At 61.3% G+C, this 21,278-nt stretch carries 18 protein-coding genes; 8 read left to right on the top strand and 10 right to left on the bottom strand.

The features are described 5' to 3' along the window. Window positions 1-37: 37 nt before the first annotated feature. Window positions 38-478 (bottom strand): CBS domain-containing protein, encoded by a 441-nt coding sequence (locus tag AC1DU9_RS25645; RefSeq protein WP_223463428.1) that lies wholly within the window; start codon window positions 476-478, stop codon window positions 38-40. Between the two features lie 332 nt (window positions 479-810). Here AC1DU9_RS25645 and AC1DU9_RS25640 point away from each other — a divergent pair, with 332 nt between their 5' ends. Then, the gene (locus tag AC1DU9_RS25640) at window positions 811-3,171 is read left to right on the top strand and encodes a DNA polymerase II (protein WP_477810987.1); all 2,361 of its coding nucleotides are present in this window, start codon (window positions 811-813) and stop codon (window positions 3,169-3,171) included. Here the strand turns inward: AC1DU9_RS25640 and AC1DU9_RS25635 are convergent. Both AC1DU9_RS25635 and AC1DU9_RS25630 read right to left on the bottom strand, forming a co-directional pair. Continuing rightward, complete coding sequence (locus tag AC1DU9_RS25635; protein WP_477810986.1) at window positions 3,136-3,606, bottom strand: DUF1810 domain-containing protein; 471 nt, start codon at window positions 3,604-3,606, stop codon at window positions 3,136-3,138. The two genes, AC1DU9_RS25640 and AC1DU9_RS25635, sit on opposite strands and share 36 nt — an antisense overlap. Before the next feature lie 29 nt (window positions 3,607-3,635). After that, the gene (locus tag AC1DU9_RS25630; protein WP_477810985.1) at window positions 3,636-4,457 is read right to left on the bottom strand and encodes an aldo/keto reductase; all 822 of its coding nucleotides are present in this window, start codon (window positions 4,455-4,457) and stop codon (window positions 3,636-3,638) included. 329 nt (window positions 4,458-4,786) lie between these two features. Here AC1DU9_RS25630 and AC1DU9_RS25625 point away from each other — a divergent pair, with 329 nt between their 5' ends. Then, window positions 4,787-5,572: a sulfite exporter TauE/SafE family protein gene (locus tag AC1DU9_RS25625; protein WP_223463424.1), complete on the top strand. Its 786-nt coding sequence runs from the start codon at window positions 4,787-4,789 to the stop codon at window positions 5,570-5,572. A gap of 20 nt (window positions 5,573-5,592) precedes the next feature. Here AC1DU9_RS25625 and AC1DU9_RS25620 read toward each other — a convergent pair whose 3' ends face one another. Continuing rightward, window positions 5,593-5,961 (bottom strand): VOC family protein, encoded by a 369-nt coding sequence (locus AC1DU9_RS25620; RefSeq protein ID WP_223463423.1) that lies wholly within the window; start codon window positions 5,959-5,961, stop codon window positions 5,593-5,595. Window positions 5,962-6,141: 180 nt separating this feature from the next. On the opposite strand from AC1DU9_RS25620, the gene AC1DU9_RS25615 reads away from it, so the two are divergent. Next, complete coding sequence (locus AC1DU9_RS25615) at window positions 6,142-6,693, top strand: DUF4174 domain-containing protein (RefSeq protein ID WP_223463422.1); 552 nt, start codon at window positions 6,142-6,144, stop codon at window positions 6,691-6,693. Window positions 6,694-6,895: 202 nt separating this feature from the next. On the opposite strand, the gene ampC is transcribed toward AC1DU9_RS25615, so the two are convergent. The 3 genes from ampC to AC1DU9_RS25600 form a co-directional block, all read right to left on the bottom strand. Beyond that, a complete protein-coding gene (gene ampC, locus AC1DU9_RS25610) occupies window positions 6,896-8,005 on the bottom strand; it encodes a class C beta-lactamase (protein ID WP_477810988.1) in 1,110 nt (369 codons plus the stop codon). A 160-nt stretch (window positions 8,006-8,165) separates the two neighbouring features. Next, window positions 8,166-9,509, bottom strand: a complete 1,344-nt coding sequence (gene gudD, locus AC1DU9_RS25605; RefSeq protein ID WP_477810984.1) for a glucarate dehydratase — start codon at window positions 9,507-9,509, stop codon at window positions 8,166-8,168. A 23-nt stretch (window positions 9,510-9,532) separates the two neighbouring features. Next, window positions 9,533-10,879 carry an MFS transporter gene (locus tag AC1DU9_RS25600; protein ID WP_477810983.1) on the bottom strand — a complete coding sequence of 449 codons (1,347 nt, stop codon included), beginning with the start codon at window positions 10,877-10,879 and terminating at the stop codon, window positions 9,533-9,535. A 281-nt stretch (window positions 10,880-11,160) separates the two neighbouring features. Between AC1DU9_RS25600 and AC1DU9_RS25595 the strand changes: the two genes are divergently transcribed. Further along, window positions 11,161-11,871, top strand: coding sequence for a FadR/GntR family transcriptional regulator (locus tag AC1DU9_RS25595; RefSeq protein WP_477810982.1), 711 nt, complete (start codon window positions 11,161-11,163; stop codon window positions 11,869-11,871). Between the two features lie 162 nt (window positions 11,872-12,033). On the opposite strand, the gene AC1DU9_RS25590 is transcribed toward AC1DU9_RS25595, so the two are convergent. Further along, window positions 12,034-12,945, bottom strand: coding sequence for a DMT family transporter (locus tag AC1DU9_RS25590; protein ID WP_477810981.1), 912 nt, complete (start codon window positions 12,943-12,945; stop codon window positions 12,034-12,036). Between the two features lie 96 nt (window positions 12,946-13,041). Here AC1DU9_RS25590 and AC1DU9_RS25585 point away from each other — a divergent pair, with 96 nt between their 5' ends. Continuing rightward, window positions 13,042-13,905 (top strand): LysR substrate-binding domain-containing protein, encoded by an 864-nt coding sequence (locus AC1DU9_RS25585; protein ID WP_477810980.1) that lies wholly within the window; start codon window positions 13,042-13,044, stop codon window positions 13,903-13,905. 23 nt (window positions 13,906-13,928) lie between these two features. Here the strand turns inward: AC1DU9_RS25585 and acnA are convergent, their stop codons facing one another. Continuing rightward, window positions 13,929-16,670 carry an aconitate hydratase AcnA gene (gene acnA, locus AC1DU9_RS25580; protein ID WP_477810979.1) on the bottom strand — a complete coding sequence of 914 codons (2,742 nt, stop codon included), beginning with the start codon at window positions 16,668-16,670 and terminating at the stop codon, window positions 13,929-13,931. A gap of 222 nt (window positions 16,671-16,892) precedes the next feature. On the opposite strand from acnA, the gene rlmM reads away from it, so the two are divergent. Continuing rightward, entirely contained in the window at window positions 16,893-17,966 is a 1,074-nt protein-coding gene (rlmM, locus tag AC1DU9_RS25575) for a 23S rRNA (cytidine(2498)-2'-O)-methyltransferase RlmM (RefSeq protein WP_057715663.1), read from the top strand. 170 nt (window positions 17,967-18,136) lie between these two features. After that, on the top strand, window positions 18,137-18,388 hold the full coding sequence (gene tusA / locus AC1DU9_RS25570; RefSeq protein ID WP_477810978.1) for a sulfurtransferase TusA: 252 nt from the start codon (window positions 18,137-18,139) through the stop codon (window positions 18,386-18,388). 124 nt (window positions 18,389-18,512) lie between these two features. On the opposite strand, the gene AC1DU9_RS25565 is transcribed toward tusA, so the two are convergent. After that, complete coding sequence (locus AC1DU9_RS25565) at window positions 18,513-19,916, bottom strand: MATE family efflux transporter (RefSeq protein ID WP_477810977.1); 1,404 nt, start codon at window positions 19,914-19,916, stop codon at window positions 18,513-18,515. A gap of 177 nt (window positions 19,917-20,093) precedes the next feature. Between AC1DU9_RS25565 and pdxB the strand changes: the two genes are divergently transcribed. Continuing rightward, the gene (pdxB, locus tag AC1DU9_RS25560; protein WP_477810976.1) at window positions 20,094-21,236 is read left to right on the top strand and encodes a 4-phosphoerythronate dehydrogenase PdxB; all 1,143 of its coding nucleotides are present in this window, start codon (window positions 20,094-20,096) and stop codon (window positions 21,234-21,236) included. The last annotated feature ends 42 nt before the right edge of the window (window positions 21,237-21,278 follow it).

The following is a 21,278-nucleotide window of genomic DNA, read 5'->3' as shown; positions in this document are numbered from 1 at the left end:
GGCTCGCTCCTACAGGTGGAGTGCAACGTGTTCGGATTTATTCCCCGCGAATGTACTGCTCCAGCTGCTTGATCAGCTCCGCCTGTTCGGCAATCGCCTCCTTGACCAGGTCACCGATCGACAGCAGCCCAATCAATTTGCCGTTTTCGACCACCGGCAAGTGACGCAGGCGCCTATCGGACATGATGCCCAGGCAGGTCTCCACGGTTTGATGGGGGTCGACGGTGATCACCGGTGACACCATGATGTCGCGTACCGGCGTACCCACCGAAGAGCGGCCGTGCAGCACCAGTTTGCGTGCATAGTCCCGTTCGCTGATGATGCCCAGTACTTCATCATTCTCCACCACCAACAAGGCGCCGACGTTTTTCTCGGCCATCTTCATCAGTGCTTCGAGCACCATGTGATCGGGTTTGATCTGGTGCACTTCCTGATTCTTCTGATCTTTGAGCTTGAGCAGTTGGGCGACGGTTTTCATGGTGGTTACTCGGGTGTTGTCGTTGTTCTTGAAGAATCGTAGACGCGAGCGTTCAGGGCAAGGGCGAATGCGGCAGATAACACGCAAAAAACGTCATTCAGCGGTTTTTCTTCGGTAAACCCCTCATTTCAGGCCCGGCGCACCTCCTGTGGGAGCGAGCTTGCTCGCGATGACGGACTAACAGCCAACATCATTGTTGAATGTTGGAACGCTATCGCGAGCAAGCTCGCTCCCACAGGATCGGTGTCTGCCTGACAGGCCTGCGGCAAACGCGCTATCGCGACTGATGACGGGTAGAATCACCCTCTGAATCAGTTTCGAGGTTTGCAGTGGTGGATCTACAGCAGGGCTTCGTCCTGACCCGGCATTGGCGCGACACCCCGGCCGGTACGGAAGTCGAGTTCTGGCTGGCGACCGATATCGGTCCCCGGCGCATCCGCCTGCCTCATCAACCGTCGGTGGCGTTCATCCCTGCTGCGCAGCGTCAGGCGGCCGAAAGCGTTTTGCATGACGAGAAGAACGTCGAGCTCAGGCCCCTGGCCCTGCAGGATTTCGAACATCGCCCGGTCCTCGGACTTTACTGCCAGCAACATGGCCAGTTGATGCGCTTGGAAACCGCGCTGCGCCGGGCCGGTGTCGAGGTGTTCGAAGCCGACGTGCGCCCGCCGGAACGCTACATGATGGAACGCTTCATCACCGCGCCGGTGCGTTTCAGTGGCACGCCGAATGCCGAGGGCCTGCTGCTCGACGCCCAGATGAAACCCGATCCCGACTACCGGCCGAGCCTCAGACTGGTGTCCCTGGACATCGAGACCACCGCCCAGGGCGAGTTGTATTCCATTGCCCTGGAAGGTTGCGGCGAACGTCAGGTGTACATGCTCGGTCCGCCGAATGGCGACGCCAGCCAGGTGGATTTCCAGCTCGAATACTGCGATTCGCGGACCCTGCTGCTGAAAAGACTCAATGAATGGTTTGCCCGCTTCGACCCCGACGCGATCATCGGCTGGAACGTCGTGCAGTTCGACTTGCGGGTGCTTCACGAACACGCCCGGCGCCTGGCGGTGCCCTTGAAACTGGGGCGTGGCGGTGAGGAAATGCAGTGGCGCGAACATGGCAGCGGCAACCATTACTTCGCCTCGGCGGCAGGACGCCTGATCATCGACGGTATCGAGTCCCTGCGCTCGGCGACCTGGAGTTTCCCTTCGTTCAGCCTGGAAAACGTCGCGCAAACCTTGCTCGGCGAGGGCAAGTCCATCGACAACCCGTACCAGCGCATGGACGAAATCAATCGCATGTTCGCCGAGGACAAACCGGCGCTGGCCAAGTACAACCTCAAGGACTGCGAACTGGTCACGCGGATTTTCGCCAGGACCGAGTTGCTCACCTTCCTGCTGGAGCGGGCCAGCGTCACCGGTTTGCCGGCCGATCGCATGGGCGGTTCGGTGGCGGCGTTCACGCACCTGTACATGCCGCTGATGCACCGTCAGGGTTTCGTTGCGCCGAATCTCGGTGGCAAGCCACCCGAAGCCAGCCCTGGCGGTTTTGTCATGGATTCGCAACCGGGACTGTATGAATCGGTGTTGGTGCTCGACTACAAAAGCCTCTACCCGTCGATCATCCGCACCTTCCTGATTGACCCCGTGGGGCTGATTGAAGGGCTCGAGCACCCGGACGACAGCGAGTCGGTACCGGGTTTTCGTGGCGCGCGCTTTTCTCGCACCCGGCATTGCTTGCCATCCATCGTCGCCCGGGTGGCCGAAGGCCGGGAAACCGCCAAGCGCGAACACAACGCACCGCTGTCCCAAGCGCTGAAAATCATCATGAACGCGTTCTACGGTGTGCTCGGCTCCAGCGGTTGTCGCTTCTTCGACACGCGCCTGGCTTCGTCCATCACCTTGCGCGGGCACGAGATCATGCTGCGCACCCGCCAGTTGATCGAGGCACAGGGGCATGCAGTGATTTATGGCGACACCGATTCGACCTTCGTCTGGCTGCGTCGCGCCCATGGTCAGCAAGAGGCGGCGCAGATCGGCCACGCGCTGGTGGCGCACGTCAACCAGTGGTGGCGCGAGCACGTGCAGCAGGAATACGGCTTGCAAAGCGTTCTGGAGTTGCAGTTCGAAACCCACTACAAGCGCTTTTTGATGCCGACCATCCGCGGCGCCGAAGAAGGCAGTAAAAAGCGCTACGCGGGGCTGGTGACCCGGGCCGATGGCAGCGACGAAATGGTTTACAAAGGCCTGGAAACCGTACGCACCGACTGGTCGCCGCTGGCCCGGCAATTCCAGCAGGAGCTGTATTCGCGGATCTTCCTGCGCCAGCCCTATCAGGACTATGTGCGCGACTACGTGCGCAAGACCCTGGCCGGTGAATTCGATGACCGGCTGATCTACCGCAAACGCCTGCGCCGCAGCCTCGATGACTATCAGCGTAACGTGCCGCCCCATGTGCGCGCGGCGCGCCTGGCCGATGAGTACAACGACCGCCAGGGTCGTCCTCGGCAGTACCAGAACGGCGGCTGGATCAGCTACGTGATCACCGTCGCCGGCCCCGAGCCGCTGGAAGTGCGCAGCGCGCCCATCGATTACGACCACTACATCACCCGGCAACTGCAACCGGTGGCGGACGCGATACTGCCGTTTGTCGACGACGACTTCTCAACCCTGATTGGGGGGCAACTGGGCCTGTTTTGAGTCCATCAGCGACAAGGTCCAGTCATCCAGGATGCCGTGGAAGTATTGGTTCAGGGCTTGCTGGAAAAGGCTGTCGGCGGCGGTGACCTGGGCAAACAGGGTCATCGAGGAATGAAACTTCAGGTCGTCGGGATGGCCGAAAATCCCGGCCACCGAGCGCTCCCGGATGTTCAGCACTTCCTGGGTGCAGGCGCGTAGCCGGGCGCCCAGCAACGGATGCTCAAGGTAGGCCAGGGCTTCCCCCCGCGAGCGGATGGCAAAGCGGCGCGACATCTCGCTGCCGCCGAGCCCGGCAAACTGCGGAAAAATGAACCACATCCAGTGACTGCGCTTGTGTCCGTTGCTCAGCTCGTTTTGAACCCGCTCGAATATCGGCTCCTGAGCCAGGAGAAAGCGTTGCAGATTGAACGGGTCCAGGTGGTCGGTGCTCCTCATGGCGAAGCTCTCTGACTGACTGCGGTGGTTCAGATCATGGCCAGCCGCTGTTTGCGTTGTGGCGCGTGAAACGCTTGGTCCAGCGCCTCCAGATCCCCGGCTTCAAGCTGCAATCGGGCAGCTTGGGCATTGAGCTGTACATGCTCGGGGCGGACCGCTTTGGGGATAGCGATCACGCCGTCCTGACGCAGAATCCATGCCAGCGCGACTTGTGCCGGCGTCACGCCGTGTCGGGCGGCCACCTGTTTGAGAGTGGCATTGGCGAGCATTTTTCCACCTTGGTCGATCGGGCAGTAAGCCATGATCGGCAGCCGCTGTTGCAGGCTCCAGGGCAGTAAATCAAATTCTATGCCCCGTTGTGCCAGGTTGTAGAGCACCTGATTGGTGGCGCAGGCCGGGGCGTCCAGTTCCAGCAAGTCGTCGAGGTCGAAATTGGACACGCCCCAACGACCGATCTTGCCGTCTTCGCGCAGGCGTTCGAAGGCTTCAACGGTTTCCTCCAGGGGATACTGGCCGCGCCAATGCAGCAGATACAGATCGATGTAATCGGTGCCGAGCCGGCGCAGGCTTCGCTCACATGCCAGGGGAATGYCCTGGCGGCTGGCATTGTGCGGGTACACCTTGCTGACCAGAAAGACGCTGTCGCGCTGGTCGGCGATGGCATCGCGGACCACTTCCTCGGCGCCGCCTTCGGCGTACATTTCAGCGGTGTCGATCAGGGTCATGCCCAGTTCGATGCCCAGGCGCAGGGCCGCGACTTCTTCCGTGTGCCGTGAGCGGTCTTCGCCCATCTGCCAGGTCCCCTGGCCGATAACAGGGACCCTGGCGCCAGCCAATTCAAGCGTGCGCATGCAAACCTCCTTTATGAATGCCGATGGTTGTTTCAATGGGCAGCACAATAGTCCATCGGTTCCCCCGCAGGGGTTGCTGCAGGCTGCGATCTTTTGAGCTGGACCTTGTGTGCCGATACTGCACTTTTTCGCCATGCCCGACTCTATCCATGGCAGCCAGCGGCGATCCCCACCGTCGGCCCCCCCTTCAAGTCTAAACATACAGGTGAAATTACTCCCACAAGGGAAGTGCTTAAGGTATAAAGATAGATCGCATCGATATAACTGGTTATAAGAAATATCGCTATGCTGCGGGCCAGATTTCCCTTGCGATCTTTGTGGACGTATTCATGGATTTAGTGAACATCGGGTTGGTCGTTGCCGGGCTGGTTGTCGGCTTCATCGTCGGCATGACTGGCGTGGGTGGCGGGTCGCTCATGACGCCGATCCTGCTAGGGTTCGGCATCAACCCGGCGACGGCGGTCGGTACCGACCTGCTGTACGCCGCCATCACCAAGTCCAGCGGTGTACTGGTTCACCGCAAGAACAACAACATCGACTGGGCGATTACCGGCTGGCTGACCTTGGGCAGCGTGCCCGCGGTGGCGTTGACGCTGTGGTTCCTCAGCACCCTGCACAGCGCCCCCGAGGCGATGAACGCGATCATCAAGCAGGCCCTGGGTTTTGTGTTGTTTGCCACGGCACTGGCGATCCTGTTCAAGAAGCGCCTGCTCGACTTCGCCCACAAACGTGCGGGCGGCAACTACCACCCCAGCGGATTGCGCCTGAATGTGATGACGGTCATCACCGGGCTGGTCCTTGGCGCCATGGTCGCGCTGACATCCATCGGTGCTGGTGCGCTGGGCACCGTGGCACTGTTCATCCTCTATCCGATGCTGCCGACCCGCCGCCTGGTGGGGACTGAAATCGCCCACGCCGTGCCGCTGACCCTGGTCGCGGGCCTTGGCCATGCCAGCATGGGCAACATGGATTGGCACGTCCTGGGTTACTTGCTGGTGGGCTCATTGCCGGGGATTTACCTGGGCAGCCACCTGACCGGGCGCATCTCCGACGAACTGCTGCGCCCTTGCCTGGCGACCATGCTGTTGTTGATCGGCTACAAACTGGCGTTCTGATACAAGCCGCCACGCCAGTTTCATTCGCGGGTGAATATTTCCAGCAGATGCCCGTCCGGGTCATCGAAATACACCCGCCTTCCTCCCGCGTAATCATTGATCTCCCTCAGTCGCTGCTTGCACGGGTCGGCCCACCATGGCTGACCGTTGGCTTGCAGGCGTGCGAAGGCCGCATCGAAATCCTCGTCGCCCATCAAGAATGCATAGTGCTGGGACGCTATCGGCGGATCGTTGTCGTAGAAATCCAGTGACACGCCGTTATCCAGCTTGACGATCAGCATGGGCCCGAAAGGCTGCGGGGCGGGCAGGCCAAGGAGGCTGGCCAGGAAATTCGCCGAAACCTGCTTGTCCCGGCACCAGACGATGGTGTGGTTCAACTGAGCGCTCATGGGCAAGTCCTCACGACGGATCAGGCGGGTTGTCATGTGTCTTCAGATTAGCCCAGCCTGTTGCGCAATGACCGCCCTGACCTAAGCTTGGGGCAAGGCGAGACATATTTGCGGTACGTCACCCGGAACGATCGCCGCAATGCGCAATCATTAGAGCGTGGATATCAAAAGGAGATGCGCATGCTCATCAGGTCACTGACCCTGGCTACCTTGCTGGCGATTGCCGGCACTTCGTTCGCCGCTGATGGCGACTCACCGCTGGACATGGACAAGGGCAGGGCCCGGCCACTGATAGTCATCGCTCCGAGTGCTGTTGATCCGGTCTGGACCGGCCTGAAAAAGTCGCTGGATGAACCGGCCAATCGCCAGGGATTCACCGACCGCAACATGGTGCTCTACACCGTGCTCAACCTGATGGGCCAGCGCGACGGCAAAGACCTTGGGCCACAAGACACGGCGGCACTGATCCGCTCGCTCAAGCTGGGTGCCGGCGCCAAGACCAAGGTCATCCTGGTCGGCAAGGACGGCGAAAAGAAACTCGAACAATCGGACGCCATCAAGCTGGAAACGATTTTCAGCGCTGTCGATCAGTTGCCGGCGACCGAGAAAGAGTTCACGGCGACCGTGGCGGCTCCGGTCACTGAAGCGGAGCCTGCGGCCAAGGGCGCCAAGCCCGCGAAAAACAGCAAACCGGCGAAGGCCGCCAAGCCGGCTGAAATGCCGGATGATTGAACTGACACTGATTTCTGGTGGTGAGCAATTAACCTGTGGGAGCGAGCTTGCTCGCGATGGCGGACTGTCAGGCAACGCAGGTGTCGACTATGCGATCGTCATCGCGAGCAAGCTCGCTCCCACAGGGTTTCGGTGTTCGAAGCGTTAACTGATCGGCATTACCTCTAGAGGTCGCCCTTATCTATGGAGAAGGCGGCAAGGCTTATTGAGTCAGGGCACTCAGAATCTGATGAGCAATCCTGACCCGCTGCGCATTCGGGTAGTTCTTGTTGGCCAGCATCACAATGCCGATGTCCTTCGATGGCACGTACGCCACGTAAGCACCAAAGCCCCCGGTTGAACCGGTCTTGTTGACCAGTACGTTCTGCGGCTGCGCCTGTGGCGGGTTCAGCCATTGGACCTTGTGGGCCTCCATGGCCATCGGCGTGGAGTTGCCGTCCAGCAGGCGATCCAGTGTGATCGGGTAGCGATACATCTCCCAGCCCAGGCCCTGGGTCATATCGCCGACGGTGTAGTAACCGCTATGAGTCAGGGCGATGGCTTGCTGCAACGGCTTTTCCAGGGACGCCGGCTTCATGTTCGCGCCGACATAGCCCAGCAAGTCCGCGGCGCTGGTTTTCACCCCATACGCCTCGGAATCCAGCGCCCCCGGAGTGACCCGTACCGGTTTGCCGTCCTGGTTGTAGCCCTGGGCGTACAGCGCCATCTGATCCTGTGGCACATGCACATAGGTGTGCTTGAGGCCCAGTTTTGGCAGCAGGGTTTTCTCCATCAGCTCATCGAACGGCTGGCCCATGCTTTGCGCAGCGAGGTAGCCGAACAGGCCAAGACTGGGGTTCGAGTACAGTCGGTGGCTGCCGGGGGCGTAGAGCGGTTTCCATTGTTTGTAGTAGCCGAGCATCTTGTCGGCCGAATCAGATTCGGCAGGGAATTGCAGCGGCAGGCCGCCAGCGCTGTAGGTACCCAGTTGCAGCACGCTGATATGGTCGAACGCACTGCCGCGCAAGGCCGGCAGGACCTGGCTGGCCTTGTCCGACAGCGACAGCTTGCCCGAGGTCTGTGCATAAGCGGTGAGGGTGGCGGTGAAGGTCTTGCTGACGGAGCCGATTTCGAACAGGGTGTCTTGCGTGACGGGGTTGCCGGTTTCTGTCGAGGCGACGCCATAGTTGAAGTAATGCGCCTGGCCGTTGACGGTGATCGCCACGGCCATACCGTTGATACCCTCGGCTTGCATCACCGGTTGTACAGCGGCGTTTACCACGGTCTCGATTTGATCCTGTGCCACGCATTGGCCTGCGGCGACTATCGCCATGCAAGCGGCGATGGTTTTCAGCCTGTCCATGTTGGTTTCATCCGTCGTTGATTCAGTTGTGCGCCATTTTAGGGCGTGAAGCGCCATGCTCCGAGCGTTTTTTAAAATCGGCCGCCAACAGGCGGCCTCGCGCAACCTTCGATTCAACGCACTTGCCGATTCAACGTACCAGGCACGGCCGCTTGTTATCGAACTTCCAGCCGGGAATCAGGAACTGCATCGCCACGCTGTCATCCCGCGCCCCCAGGCCCATGCCTTTGTACAGTTCATGAGCTTTGGCAACCTGGTCCATGTCCAGTTCCACCCCCAGCCCCGGTTTCTGCGGTACCTGCACGCAGCCGTCGACGATTTGCAGCGGGGCCTTGGTCAGGCGCTGGCCGTCCTGCCAGATCCAGTGGGTGTCGATGGCGGTGATTTCGCCCGGAGCGGCCGCCGCCACATGGGTAAACATCGCCAGGGAAATATCGAAGTGGTTGTTGGAGTGCGAACCCCAGGTCAGGCCCCATTCGTGGCACATCTGCGCCACGCGCACCGAGCCTTGCAGGGTCCAGAAGTGCGGGTCGGCCAGGGGAATGTCGACCGACTGCAACTGGATCGCGTGGCCCATCTCACGCCAGTCGGTGGCGATCATGTTGGTCGCGGTTTTCAGGCCCGTGGCGCGGCGGAATTCGGCCATGACTTCGCGCCCCGAGTAACCGTTTTCCGCCCCGCACGGGTCTTCGGCGTAGGCCAGCACGCGGTGCTGATCGCGGCACAGGCGGATGGCTTCTTTCAGTGACCAGGCACCATTCGGGTCGAGGGTGATGCGCGCCTCGGGGAAACGTTCGGCGAGGGCCGTGACCGCTTCGATTTCCGCGTCGCCGCTGAGCACGCCGCCCTTGAGCTTGAAGTCCTTGAAGCCATAACGGGCATGGGCCGCCTCGGCCAGGCGGACCACCGCGTCGGCGGTCATGGCTTTCTCGTGTCGCACGCGGAACCAGTCATTGTCGGCATCCGGTTCGCTGCGGTAGGCGAGGTCGGTTTCGTTGCGATCACCGACATAAAACAGGTAGCCGAGCATCTTCACTTCATCGCGCTGCTGGCCTTCGCCGAGCAGGGCTGCGACCGGCACGTCCAGATGTTGGCCGAGCAAGTCGAGCAATGCGGCTTCCAGGCCGGTGACGGCGTGGATGGTGATGCGCAGGTCGAAGGTCTGCAAACCGCGCCCACCGGCATCGCGGTCGGCGAAGGTCTGGCGCACCTGATTGAGGATCTTCTGGTAGGTGCCAATCGGGCTGCCGACCACCAGGCTGCGTGCGTCTTCGAGGGTCTGGCGAATGCGCTCGCCCCCCGGTACTTCGCCGACGCCGGTGTGGCCGGCGTTGTCCTTGAGGATCACGATGTTACGAGTGAAGAACGGCCCATGGGCGCCGCTCAGGTTGAGCAGCATGCCATCGTGGCCAGCGACCGGAACCACTTGCATACTGGTGATGACCGGGGCTTTTGCGGTGTCTTGTGGGTTCATTTTCCAATCCTTAAAAGCAGAATTCAGGCGTGGTTGGGTGCGGCTTTGTCCAGTGCCACGGCCGGTGCGGGTTTCGGTGTGTTGCGGGCGGCAAACACAATGATGGCGGCGATGATCGAGGTCGCGGCCAGGCCGTACAGCCCGCCCTGAATCGAACCGGTGTTTGCTTCGAGCAGGCCGAAGGTGGTCGGCGCAACGAAACCGCCGAGGTTGCCCACCGAATTGATCAGCGCGATGACGCCGGCCGCAATCCGCGCATCCAGGTAGGCCTGGGGAATCGGCCAGAACAGTGACGAGGCCGATTTGAAGCCCAGTGCGGCAAAGCAGATCGCAACGAAGGCGAACACCGGCCCGCCGGTGGTGGACATGAACATCCCGGCAGCGGCGATCAGCAGGGCGGCAGCGACCCAGGCTTGCTGGTGTTTCCATTTGGCCGACAGGGACGCGAAGGCATACATGCCGACAATCGACAGCAACCACGGAATCGAGTTGAACAGCCCGACCTGGATGTCGCTCAGGTCGCCCATCTTCTTGATGATGCTCGGCAGCCAGAAGGTCGCGGCGTAGATGGTCAACTGGATAAAGAAATAGATCAGGCAGAACAGGATGATCTGGCGATCCTTGAGCAACTTGCCCAGTGACGGCTTGATCGGCGTCGCCGCTTCCCGGGCCAGCTGCTCGTCGTCGATGGCCTTGACCAGCGCGTCCTGTTCCTCGCGGCTCAGCCATTTGGCGTCATGGGGTCTGGAGTCCAGCCAGAACCAGACAAACACGCACAACCCCACCGAAAACATGCCCTCGATGAAGTACATCCACTGCCAGCCGTGCATACCCAGGCCGCTGATTTGCAGGAGTAGCCCGGACAGCGGGCCGGAGATCAGCGAGGCAATCGCCGAGCCACTGAGGAAAATGGCAATCGCCTTGCCGCGCTCTACGCCGGGCAACCAGCGGGTGAAGTAGTAGATCACCCCGGGAAAGAACCCGGCTTCGGCCACACCCAGCAGAAAACGCAGGATGTAGAAGTGGGTTTCGTTCTGGATGAACGCCATGCCCGCGGCGACCAGGCCCCAGGTCAGCATGATCCGCGTCAGCCAGATACGCGCGCCGACTTTCTGTAGAAGGATGTTGGAGGGCACCTCGAACAGTGCATAGCCGATGAAGAACAGACCGGCACCCAGGCCATAGGCAGCCGCGCCAATGCCCAGGTCGTGTTCCATGTGGGCGCGGACGAAGCCGATGTTCACGCGATCGATGTAATTGACGATGAACATGATGACGAACAGCGGCAGGACGTGACGTTTGACTTTGGCGATGGCGGACTTCAGCGCTGAATTGGCGTCGTCCTGCATCCCGGAGATGGATGTATTCACTGCGTTTTCTCCCACTGGTTATTTTTATGCGGGGTAGGGCTGGGTACTGCGATGTTGCTAGACATCATACAACTAGATTTTTTCTTCGTGCAACCCTGCTTATCCAATGAAATGGCGCTTATTCAGCAAATTTTTATTCTGCTGGCGCTACTGTCTGGCTATCGAAATGACTCGTTATGGGCTTGTTGTTGAGTGTTGTCATACAAGTTGAGTGGAATTTTTACAGGATTCCCGCCAGGCGCGGTGCTACGATTCGATAGCCCTGTTTTCCGGATATCCCCATGCAAGAAGACCTCGACGCGCCTGCCCGCAAGCGCACTCACAACCTGGCCCATGATCTGGTCGAAAAATTGACCCAGCGCATCCTGCTCGGCCAGATGTTGCCCGGCGACAAGTTGCCGTCGGAAAACACCATCGTTCAGGAGCACGGGGTCAGTCGCACAGTGGTGCGTGAGGCCATCTCGAAGTTGCAGGCCTCGGGGCTGGTGGAAACCCGGCATGGCATTGGCACGTTCGTGATCGAGCGCGCACCGGAGCAGGGGCTGCGGCTGAATGTCGATACCGCGTTGGGGGTGCGCAGCATTCTGGAGTTGCGCATGGGCCTGGAAACCCAGGCGGCGGCGCTGGCGGCAACCCGTCGCACCGATCTGCAACTGGCGCAGATGCGTGAAGCGCTGGATGACTATCAAAGCCTGCTGGCCAACAACGACAGCTGTGTCGAAGCCGACCGGCGTTTTCATCTGCTGATCGCCGAAGCTACCGGCAACCTGTGCTTCACCGAGATCATGCAGCACCTGGGCAATGCGATGATCCCGCGCACCCGGGTCAATGCCGCCGAGCGCGGCGCGGTGGATTTGAGCAAACTCGGCGAGTTGGCCAACCTTGAGCACGAGGCGATTCTCAACGCCATCAAGCGCCAGGACCCGGACGCGGCGCGGGCGGCGATGTGGCTGCACCTGACCAATAGTCGTGACCGGTTTTCGCCCAGTTGATGGTCAGTGGCACCGAGTCATCGTTCATCGCGGGCAAGCCACGCTCCCACAGGTTCTGAGTCGTGCTCAAGAACCGCGGCAAACATAAAATCCTGTGGGAGCGGCGGTGCGGCGATCCGACTTGCCCGCGAAGTCGTCAGTCCAGGCAACAAAAAGCATGGATCAGACCCTGACAGCTTGAACAACCACAACCCGCCGCTCCAGATTCAACGCCAGCACACTCGCCAACACCACCAGCCCGCCGATCACAATCATCAACGTCGGCCGCTCGCCCAGCACATAGGACGCAATGACCATCGCCGTCGGCGGTGTCAGATACAGCGTCATCGTCGCCCGGCTCAAATCCACATGCGCCAGCACATAGGCCCAGGCCAGGTACGCCAGGGCGCTGGGGAATATCCCCAGGGCAATCACCGCAAACTGCACGCGCATTGGCGCCAGGGCGACTTGATCCGCCAGGCCGGGCAAGAAAACCAGCAACAGCGCCGTCCCGGACCACACCGTGTAACACACCAGCGTCAGCCCGTCGTAACGCCCGGTGTGATGCTTTTGCAGGGCAAAGTAGAGGCTCCAGGACACCGCCGCCAACAGGATCAGCAAACCGTGGGCGTCAAGGCTGCCCAGGCCATGATCGCCGGCCACCACAATCAGCACGCCAAACAACCCGAGCAGCACACAACCCCAGCGCCACAGGCTCACCTGATCCTTGAACACGAAGCGCGCAATCAATGTGCTGAACAGCGGCGTGGTCTGGGCCAGGACGCTCGAAGCCCCAGCGCTGACACCCTGCTGCCCGAAGTTGATCGCCGCGTGGTGCAGGCTCACGGCAAAGAAACCCAGGCCGAACATCAGCGGTAAATCTCGAAGATCGGGCAGGCGAATGCCCTTGAACATCGCGACCACGGCCATGAACACGGAAGCGAGCAGGAAGCGCAGGAGTGCCAGGTGCACGGGATCGTAGGCCTGCAGGCCGATATGGATGCCGGTTGGGGAATACCCCCAGCATGCCACGACAAACGTCATGGCCAGGATGATTTTCCAGGGTGAAACGGGGGAGGGTGTGAGCGGCGTCATGGTCGTGCACCTGTGGGCGGATGCACCGAGTATCAGAAAGCGCATCGTTCACCACAACTGACTTATAATGCTCAAGCTGTTCACTATTGGTGATGTATGGAGCTGGCACAGATTCGCATGTTCAAGACCGTGGCCGACGTCGGCAGCATCGCCCGCGCGGCCGAGGTGCTGCATTGCGTGCCGTCGAACATCACGGCACGCATCAAGGCCCTTGAGGCCGAACTCGGCGTCGCGCTGTTTCTGCGTGAGGGTCGAGGGCTGCGCATCAGCCCGCTGGGGCAGACCTTCCTGGTCTACGCCTCGAAAATTCTTGCCCTCACCGCTGAGGCCAAGCGTGCGGTCGACCCGTCGGCCGAACCCTCCGGCCCCTTGCGCATCGGGGCCATCGAGTCGTCGGCCACCGGGCGTTTGCCGCGTCTGCTGGCGAAATTCCACAAGCGTTTTCCGCAGGTGGCGCTGGAGCTGACCACCGGCTCCTGGGGGCAGTTGCTCGACGACACGCTCAATCACAAACTCGACGGCGCCATCGTGGCGGTGGATGTCGAGCGTTCGCACCTCAAGCGCACGCCGATGTACCGCGAAGATTTGCTGCTGATCGCCTCGACCTCCCTGGGGCCGCTGCGGGACATCAGTGACTTGCGGGACCAGACCGTATTCATGTGGCCACAGGGCTGTCCGTACCGGGCGGCGCTGGAGCATTGGTTGCTGCGACAGGGTCAGGCACTGCCGATTGTCAGTCTGGCCAGTTATGGCGCGATTGTCGGTTGCGTCAGCGCTGGGGCTGGGGTGGCACTGGTGCCCAAAGGCGTGTTCGACCAGTACGCCAAAGGCGCCGGGTGCGCGGGGTTTGAATTCCCCGAACTGACCGCCGTCGACAACCTGTTTTACTGGCACGAAAACGCCGGGGTGCACCCGGCGCGTGAGGCGTTCGTGGCGATGCTGCGCGAGGAGTTTGCCTGATTTGCGCGCGTGGGGGCGAGCCGTTATGAGGCAATCAACTGCCGCAACACGTAATGCAAAATGCCTCCCGACTTGAAGTATTCCACTTCATTGAGCGTATCGATCCGGCACAACACCTCGACCTTTTCCTTGCTGCCGTCTTTACGGGTGATGACCAGCGACAGGTTCATCCGTGGCGTCAGTTCGACACCGGTCAAGCCGAGGATGTCCAGGGTTTCACTGCCGTTGAGCTTCAGGCTCTTGCGGTTCTGATCCAGCTTGAACTGCAGCGGCAACACGCCCATGCCCACCAGATTGGAGCGGTGAATCCGTTCGAAGCTTTCGGCGATGACCGCTTTCACCCCCAGCAGATTGGTGCCCTTGGCCGCCCAGTCGCGGCTCGATCCGGTGCCGTATTCCTGGCCGGCGATCACCACCAGCGGCGTACCCGAAGCCTGATAGCGCATGGCGGCGTCGTAGATCGGCATTTTTTCCCCTGTGGGAATGTAGYGGGTGTTGCCGCCTTCTTCCCCGCCGAGCATTTCGTTGCGTATGCGGATGTTGGCGAAGGTGCCGCGCATCATCACTTCATGGTTGCCACGCCGCGAGCCGTAGGAGTTGAAGTCCCGTGGCTCCACGCCTTTGTCGCGCAGGTATTGCCCTGCCGGGCTGTCGGCCTTGATGTTGCCGGCCGGGGAGATGTGGTCGGTGGTCACCGAGTCGCCGAGCAGTGCGAGAATGTTCGCTGCGCAGACATCCTTGACCACAGGCGGCGGGCCGCCGATGTCATCGAAGAACGGTGGGTGCTGGATGTAGGTCGAATCGTCCTGCCAGACATAGGTCGCTGCCTGCGGAACCTTGATCGCCTGCCATTGCGCGTCTCCGGCAAACACTTCGGCGTATTCCTTGTGAAACATCGCGGTGTTGACCTGGTTCACCGCGTCGGCAATTTCTTTGCTACTTGGCCAGATGTCCCGCAGGTAAACCGGTTTGCCGTCCTTGTCATCGCCCAACGGCTCGCGGCTGAGATCGGTGCGCACTGTGCCTGCCAGCGCGTAGGCGACCACCAGTGGCGGGGAGGCCAGCCAGTTGGTTTTCACCAGCGGGTGCACCCGGCCTTCGAAGTTGCGATTGCCTGAGAGCACCGATGCCACCGTGAGGTCGGCTTGCTGGATGGCTTTTTCGATGGGTTCTGGCAGCGGCCCGGAGTTGCCGATGCAGGTGGTGCAGCCATAGCCGACCAGGGCAAAGCCCAATTCATCGAGGTAGTGGGTCAGACCGGCCGCCTTGTAGTAGTCGGTGACCACTTTCGAGCCGGGGGCCAGCGAACTCTTCACCCAGGGTTTGCGTTTCAGGCCTTTTTCCACGGCCTTCTTCGCCAGCAGCCCAGCCGCCATCATCACGCTCGGGTTGGAAGTGTTGGTGCAGGAGGTGATCGCGGCAATCACCACCGCGCCGTTTTTCAGGCGATAGGTCTGGCCTTCGTGGTGGTAATCCGCTTCACCGGCCATATCTGCATTGCCGACGGCAACACCGCCACCGCCTTCGCTTTCCAGGCGGCCTTCTTCCTTGCTGGCGGGTTTGAATTGCAGGTCGACGAAGTCGCTGAAGGCTTGGGCGACATTCGGCAGCGATACCCTGTCCTGCGGGCGTTTCGGCCCCGCGAGGCTGGCTTCGACGCGGCCCATGTCCAGCGCCAGGCTGTCGGTGAACGCAGGTTCCTGGCCAGGCAGGCGCCACAGGCCCTGGGCCTTGCTGTAGGCCTCGACCAGTTGCACCGTTTCGAGGGGGCGGCCTGAGAGGCGAAGGTACTCCAGCGTGACGTCGTCCACCGGGAAGAAGCCGCAGGTGGCGCCGTATTCCGGGGCCATGTTGGCGATGGTCGCGCGGTCGGCGAGCGGCAGGTCGGCGAGGCCATCGCCGTAGAACTCGACGAATTTGCCCACCACGCCTTTCTTGCGCAGCATCTGGGTCACGGTCAGCACCAGGTCGGTAGCGGTGATGCCTTCCTTGAGCTTGCCGGTGAGTTTGAAGCCGATGACCTCCGGAATCAGCATCGACACCGGTTGCCCGAGCATCGCCGCTTCCGCCTCGATACCGCCGACGCCCCAGCCGAGCACGCCGAGGCCGTTGATCATGGTGGTGTGGGAGTCGGTGCCCACCAACGTATCGGGGAAGGCATAGGTGCGGCCGTCCTCGTCCTTGGTCCACACCGTGCGGCCGAGGTATTCAAGATTCACCTGGTGGCAGATCCCGGTGCCCGGCGGCACCACGCTGAAATTGTCAAAGGCACTCTGGCCCCAGCGCAGGAACGCATAACGCTCGCCATTGCGCTGCATTTCAATGTCGACGTTCTGCTCGAAGGCGCTGCTGCTGGCGAACTTGTCGACCATCACCGAGTGGTCGATCACCAGGTCTACCGGCGACAGCGGGTTGATCCGCTGCGGATTGCCGCCGGCCTTGGCCATTGCCGCGCGCATCGCGGCCAGGTCGACCACCGCCGGTACGCCGGTGAAGTCCTGCATCAGCACCCGCGCCGGGCGGTACTGGATCTCGCGCTCGGAGCGACGCTCCTTGAGCCAGGCGGCGAGCGCCTTGAGGTCGGCGCCGGTGACGGTTTTTTCGTCCTCCCAGCGCAGCAGGTTTTCCAGCAGGACTTTCAACGACATCGGCAACTTGTCCAGGTCGCCCAGGCTTCTGGCGGCTTCCGGCAGGCTGAAGTAGTGGTAGGTCTTGTTGCCGACTTGCAGGGTTTTCAGTGTCTTCAGGCTATCGAGGGACGGCATTACGATCACTCCTTTGAGTCCGCACGGTTACGGACTGAGGGGACGGGCAGAACATTAAACCTAGCCCTGTTTTAAGTAGCTGGCTAATAACTGGACTCTATGGACAGACCCCAGGTTCCGAAGTCAGCTATCATGCGCCGGTTTTCGTGACAGGCTTTGCTTCAACGCAAGCCTGGGCATCGTGCAGTGGCCGAAATTCCTCGCCATTGCCCAGGAGTAAGAATGAACACCCTATTCATGCATTGCCGGCCGGGCTTCGAAGGCGAAGTCTGTTCCGAGATTTCCGACCTTGCCGCACGGCTGAACGTGGCCGGTTATGCCAAGGCCAAAGCCGCCACGGCTTGCGCCGAATTCGTCTGCACCGAAGAAGACGGCGCCGAGCGCCTGATGCGCGGGCAGCGTTTTGCCGAGCTGATCTTCCCGCGCCAGTGGGCCCGGGGGATCTTCATCGATCTGCCGGAAACCGACCGCATCAGCGTGATCCTCGCGCATATGGCGGACTTTCCGCTGTGCGGCAGCCTGTGGCTGGAAATGGTCGACACCAACGATGGCAAGGAGCTGTCGAACTTCTGCAAGAAGTTCGAAGTGCACCTGCGCAAGGCGTTGATGGCCGCCGGCAAGCTGGTGGAAGACGCGCACAAGCCGCGCCTGTTGCTGACCTTCAAAAGCGGCCGCGAAGTGTTCATGGGCCTGGCCGAGTCGAACAACTCGGCCATGTGGCCGATGGGCATTCCCCGTTTGAAATTCCCCCGCGAGGCACCGAGCCGTTCGACCCTCAAGCTGGAAGAGGCCTGGCACCACTTCATCCCGCGCGACCAGTGGGACGAGCGCCTGCACGGCGATATGACCGGCGTCGACCTCGGGGCCGCTCCTGGTGGCTGGACCTGGCAATTGGTCAACCGCGGCATGCTGGTGACCGCCATCGACAACGGGCCGATGGCCGAAAGCCTGATGGACACGGGGCTGGTGCAACATCTGATGGCCGACGGTTTCACCTTCAAGCCCAAGCAACCGGTGGACTGGATGGTCTGCGACATCGTCGAGAAGCCGGCACGCAACGCCGCGATGCTGGAAGAGTGGATCGGCGATGGCCATTGCCGCGAGGCGGTGGTCAACCTCAAGCTGCCGATGAAACAGCGCTATGCCGAAGTGAAGCGCTTGCTCGAGCGCATTGCCGATGGCTTCAAGGCACGGGGTATCAAGGTCGAGATCGGCTGCAAGCAGCTGTACCACGACCGTGAGGAAGTGACGTGCCATTTGCGCCGGCTGGATGTGAAGAAGCCCAAATCCCGCTGAAGCACCGCAATCCCCCTGTAGGAGCGAGCCTGCTCGCGATGAGGCCATCACATTCAACATTTTTGTTGATTGACCCACCGCCATCGCGAGCAGGCTCGCTCCCACAGGTGTCATAGATGACGTTACACCCGGCAATGCGCGACAATGCCGGCCAGTTTCAGGAGTGAATCATGAGTGAATTGCTTGATACGCCGGTAGACGGCACCCTCGACGCCACCGGCCTCAACTGCCCCGAGCCGGTGATGATGCTGCACCAGCACATCCGTGACCTGGTGCCCGGCGGCCTGCTCAAGGTGATCGCCACTGACCCGTCGACCCGTCGCGACATTCCCAAGTTCTGTGTGTTTCTTGACCATGAACTGGTGGCGCAGCACGAAGAGGCGGGTACCTACCTCTACTGGATTCGCAAGAAGTCCGGCTGATCAGCCCCCCCTGTAGGAGCGAGCTTGCTCGCGATGGACGTCAACGATAACGCGTAATACCTGATGCCCCGCGGTGTCCTGGCGTTTTTCGCGAGCAAGCTCGCTCCTACAAGGGGTGCGGCGATCAACCCCGGCTGTTACGGATCCGCCTGCGCGCACTGAGCGTCAGGCGGATCGACAGCATCAGCGCCGCACAGCTCAAGCCGGCAATCAACCCTTCCCACAGCCCGCTCGGGCCGCTGGCCGGACCGAACCAATCGGTCAGTCCCAGCACGTAACCGACCGGCAGACCGATGCCCCAATAGGCGAACAAGGTCAGGATCATCGTCACCCGGGTGTCCTGGTAGCCACGCAACGCGCCCGCGCAAATCACCTGGATGGCATCGGAAAACTGATACAACGCGGCATAGACAATCAGCATCGATGCAATCTGGATCACGTTCCTGTCAGGCGTGTAGATCGAGGCGATGGGTTCGCGCAGCAGCAGGATCAGGCTCGCCGAGAACGCTGCGAACACCAGTGCCGCGCCGAGCCCGACCTTCGCCGCGAAGCGCGCCTGCCAGGGGTTGCCGGCCCCCAGTGCCTGACCGACGCGCACGGTCACCGCCATGCCCAGCGAATAGGGAATCATGAACAGCAACGAGCTGATATTCAGGGCGATTTGATGCCCGGCCACCACCGTGGAGCCAAGACTGCCAATCAATAGCGCAATGACCGCAAAAATGCTGGACTCGGCAAAGACGGCGATACCAATCGGCAGGCCAATGCCGACCAGGCGCTTGATCACGACCCATTGCGGACGGTCGAAGCACACCAGCACACGGGTGCGGGAATAGAAGGGCGCCCAGAACGTCCAGCCGGCCATGCTCAACGCCATGAACCACATCACGATGCCGCTGGCCCAGCCGCAACCGACGCCGCCCAGGGCCGGTGCGCCGAAATGGCCATAGATCAACGCATAGTTCAGCGGGATGTTCAGCAGCAGGCCGCACAAGCCAATGACCATGCTCGGACGGGTGCGCCCCATGCCATCGCTGTAGCAGCGCAGTACGTAATAAAAAGCCATGCCCGGCAAGCCGAAGGCGATCCCGTGCAGGTAGCCCATGCTCGGCTCGATCAATTGCGGATCGACTTTCATCCAGTGCAGGATCGGCTCGGCGCCAAGCAGCAGGCCGCTGCCGATCAACCCGACACACAGTGCCAGCCACAGCGCCTGGCGTACCAGCGGACCGATCTCGTCAAACTGCCCGGCGCCAAAACGTTGTGCGACCTTGGGGGTGGTGGCCAACAGAACGCCGGACATCAACAGGTAGACCGGAATCCAGATCGAGTTGCCCAAGGCCACCGAAGCCAGGTCCCGTGGGCTGACGCGGCCGGCCATCACCGCATCGACGAAGCCCATGGCTGTGGTGGCCAGTTGCGCGATCATGATGGGCAGGGCCAGGTTGAGCAGGCCTTTGAGTTCCAGGCGAACGGGGGTTGTCCGCACGGGCGCAATGGCGGCGGTATTCTCGATTACAGGATTCAATGGCGAAACGTCCAAAAGGTGTTGATGCACAGGCGCGCATTCTACGCGTTGACGCGGCGGTCAGGAAAAGACCCGTGTTGTGGATTTGTAATCAACCCTCCTACAGATACAGAGAGATGCGTCTAGGCGCGATGCGTCATCTACGCCTACACTGCCGATCCGCCAAAGGAGCCTGCCATGCTGATTGTTGCCGACGAAAATATCCCCCTGCTCGATGCCTTCTTCGAAGGCTTCGGTGATATCCGCCGGGTGCCGGGTCGTTCCATCGACCGTGCCACGGTCGAACAGGCCGATGTGCTGTTGGTGCGTTCGGTGACCAACGTCGATCGCGCACTACTCGAAGGCAGCAAGGTGCGCTTTGTCGGTACATGCACCATCGGCACCGATCATCTGGACCTGGATTACTTTCAGCAGGCCGGTATCACCTGGTCCAGCGCACCGGGCTGCAATGCCCGCGGCGTGGTCGACTATGTGCTCGGCAGCTTGCTGACCCTGGCCGAAATCGAAGGCGTCGACCTGACCCGGCGTACCTATGGCGTAGTCGGTGCCGGCGAAGTGGGCGGGCGATTGGTCAAAGTCCTGCAAGGCCTGGGCTGGAAAGTGCTGGTGTGCGATCCGCCACGGCAGGCCGCTGAAGGCGGTGACTACGTCAGCCTCGAGCAGATCATCGAAGCGTGCGACGTCATCAGCCTGCACACGCCGCTGACCAGGCAGGGACAGCTATCGACCTGGCATTTGTTCGATAAGACACGCCTGAACCAGCTCAAGTCCGGCACCTGGCTGATCAATGCCAGTCGCGGACCGGTGGTGAACAACTCAGCCCTGCGCGAAGTGCTGTTGGAGCGTGAAGACCTGCAAGCGGTGCTCGATGTGTGGGAAAGCGAGCCTGAAGTCGACGTGGCGCTGGCCGAGCTGTGCGTGCTGGCAACGCCGCACATTGCCGGTTACAGCCTCGACGGCAAGCAGCGAGGGACCGCGCAGATTTATCAGGCGTATTGCGATTTCCTCGGGCAACCGGCCCGCGTCAGCCTGAGCGATTTGCTACCGGCACCGTGGCTGTCGCACGTGACCCTGAATGCGCAAAGCGACCCGGCCTGGGCCTTGGCGATGCTGTGCCGTGGCGTATATGACCCGCGTCGTGACGATGCGGATTTCCGTCGCAGCCTGGTCGGCAGTGTCAGCGAGCAGCGTGCGGCATTCGATATGCTGCGCAAGCAGTATCCGTTGCGCCGGGAGATCGACGGGTTGCAAGTGCGGATCGAGGGGGATGCGCCTGAGCTGCAGAGGATTGTGGCGGCGTTGGGGGCGACGGCAATCTGATAGTCCGTGGCGGCCCTATCGCGAGCAGGCTCGCTCCTACAC

The organism is Pseudomonas sp. P4_C1, from assembly GCF_056402155.1.
The sequence above is the reverse complement of the archived record's forward strand: the minus strand, read 5'-3'. Positions and strand labels throughout refer to the sequence as shown.

Coding starts and splice junctions, on each gene's coding strand:
- AC1DU9_RS25625 (WP_223463424.1), top strand. CDS start 4,787: ATGGATTTAGTGAACATCGGGTTGGTCGTTGCCGGGCTGGTTGTCGGC.
- AC1DU9_RS25590 (WP_477810981.1), bottom strand. CDS start 12,945: ATGACGCCGCTCACACCCTCCCCCGTTTCACCCTGGAAAATCATCCTG.
- AC1DU9_RS25645 (WP_223463428.1), bottom strand. CDS start 478: ATGAAAACCGTCGCCCAACTGCTCAAGCTCAAAGATCAGAAGAATCAG.
- AC1DU9_RS25585 (WP_477810980.1), top strand. CDS start 13,042: ATGGAGCTGGCACAGATTCGCATGTTCAAGACCGTGGCCGACGTCGGC.
- AC1DU9_RS25620 (WP_223463423.1), bottom strand. CDS start 5,961: ATGAGCGCTCAGTTGAACCACACCATCGTCTGGTGCCGGGACAAGCAG.
- rlmM (WP_057715663.1), top strand. CDS start 16,893: ATGAACACCCTATTCATGCATTGCCGGCCGGGCTTCGAAGGCGAAGTC.
- pdxB (WP_477810976.1), top strand. CDS start 20,094: ATGCTGATTGTTGCCGACGAAAATATCCCCCTGCTCGATGCCTTCTTC.
- ampC (WP_477810988.1), bottom strand. CDS start 8,005: ATGGCGATAGTCGCCGCAGGCCAATGCGTGGCACAGGATCAAATCGAG.
- AC1DU9_RS25615 (WP_223463422.1), top strand. CDS start 6,142: ATGCTCATCAGGTCACTGACCCTGGCTACCTTGCTGGCGATTGCCGGC.
- AC1DU9_RS25635 (WP_477810986.1), bottom strand. CDS start 3,606: ATGAGGAGCACCGACCACCTGGACCCGTTCAATCTGCAACGCTTTCTC.
- gudD (WP_477810984.1), bottom strand. CDS start 9,509: ATGAACCCACAAGACACCGCAAAAGCCCCGGTCATCACCAGTATGCAA.
- AC1DU9_RS25595 (WP_477810982.1), top strand. CDS start 11,161: ATGCAAGAAGACCTCGACGCGCCTGCCCGCAAGCGCACTCACAACCTG.
- tusA (WP_477810978.1), top strand. CDS start 18,137: ATGAGTGAATTGCTTGATACGCCGGTAGACGGCACCCTCGACGCCACC.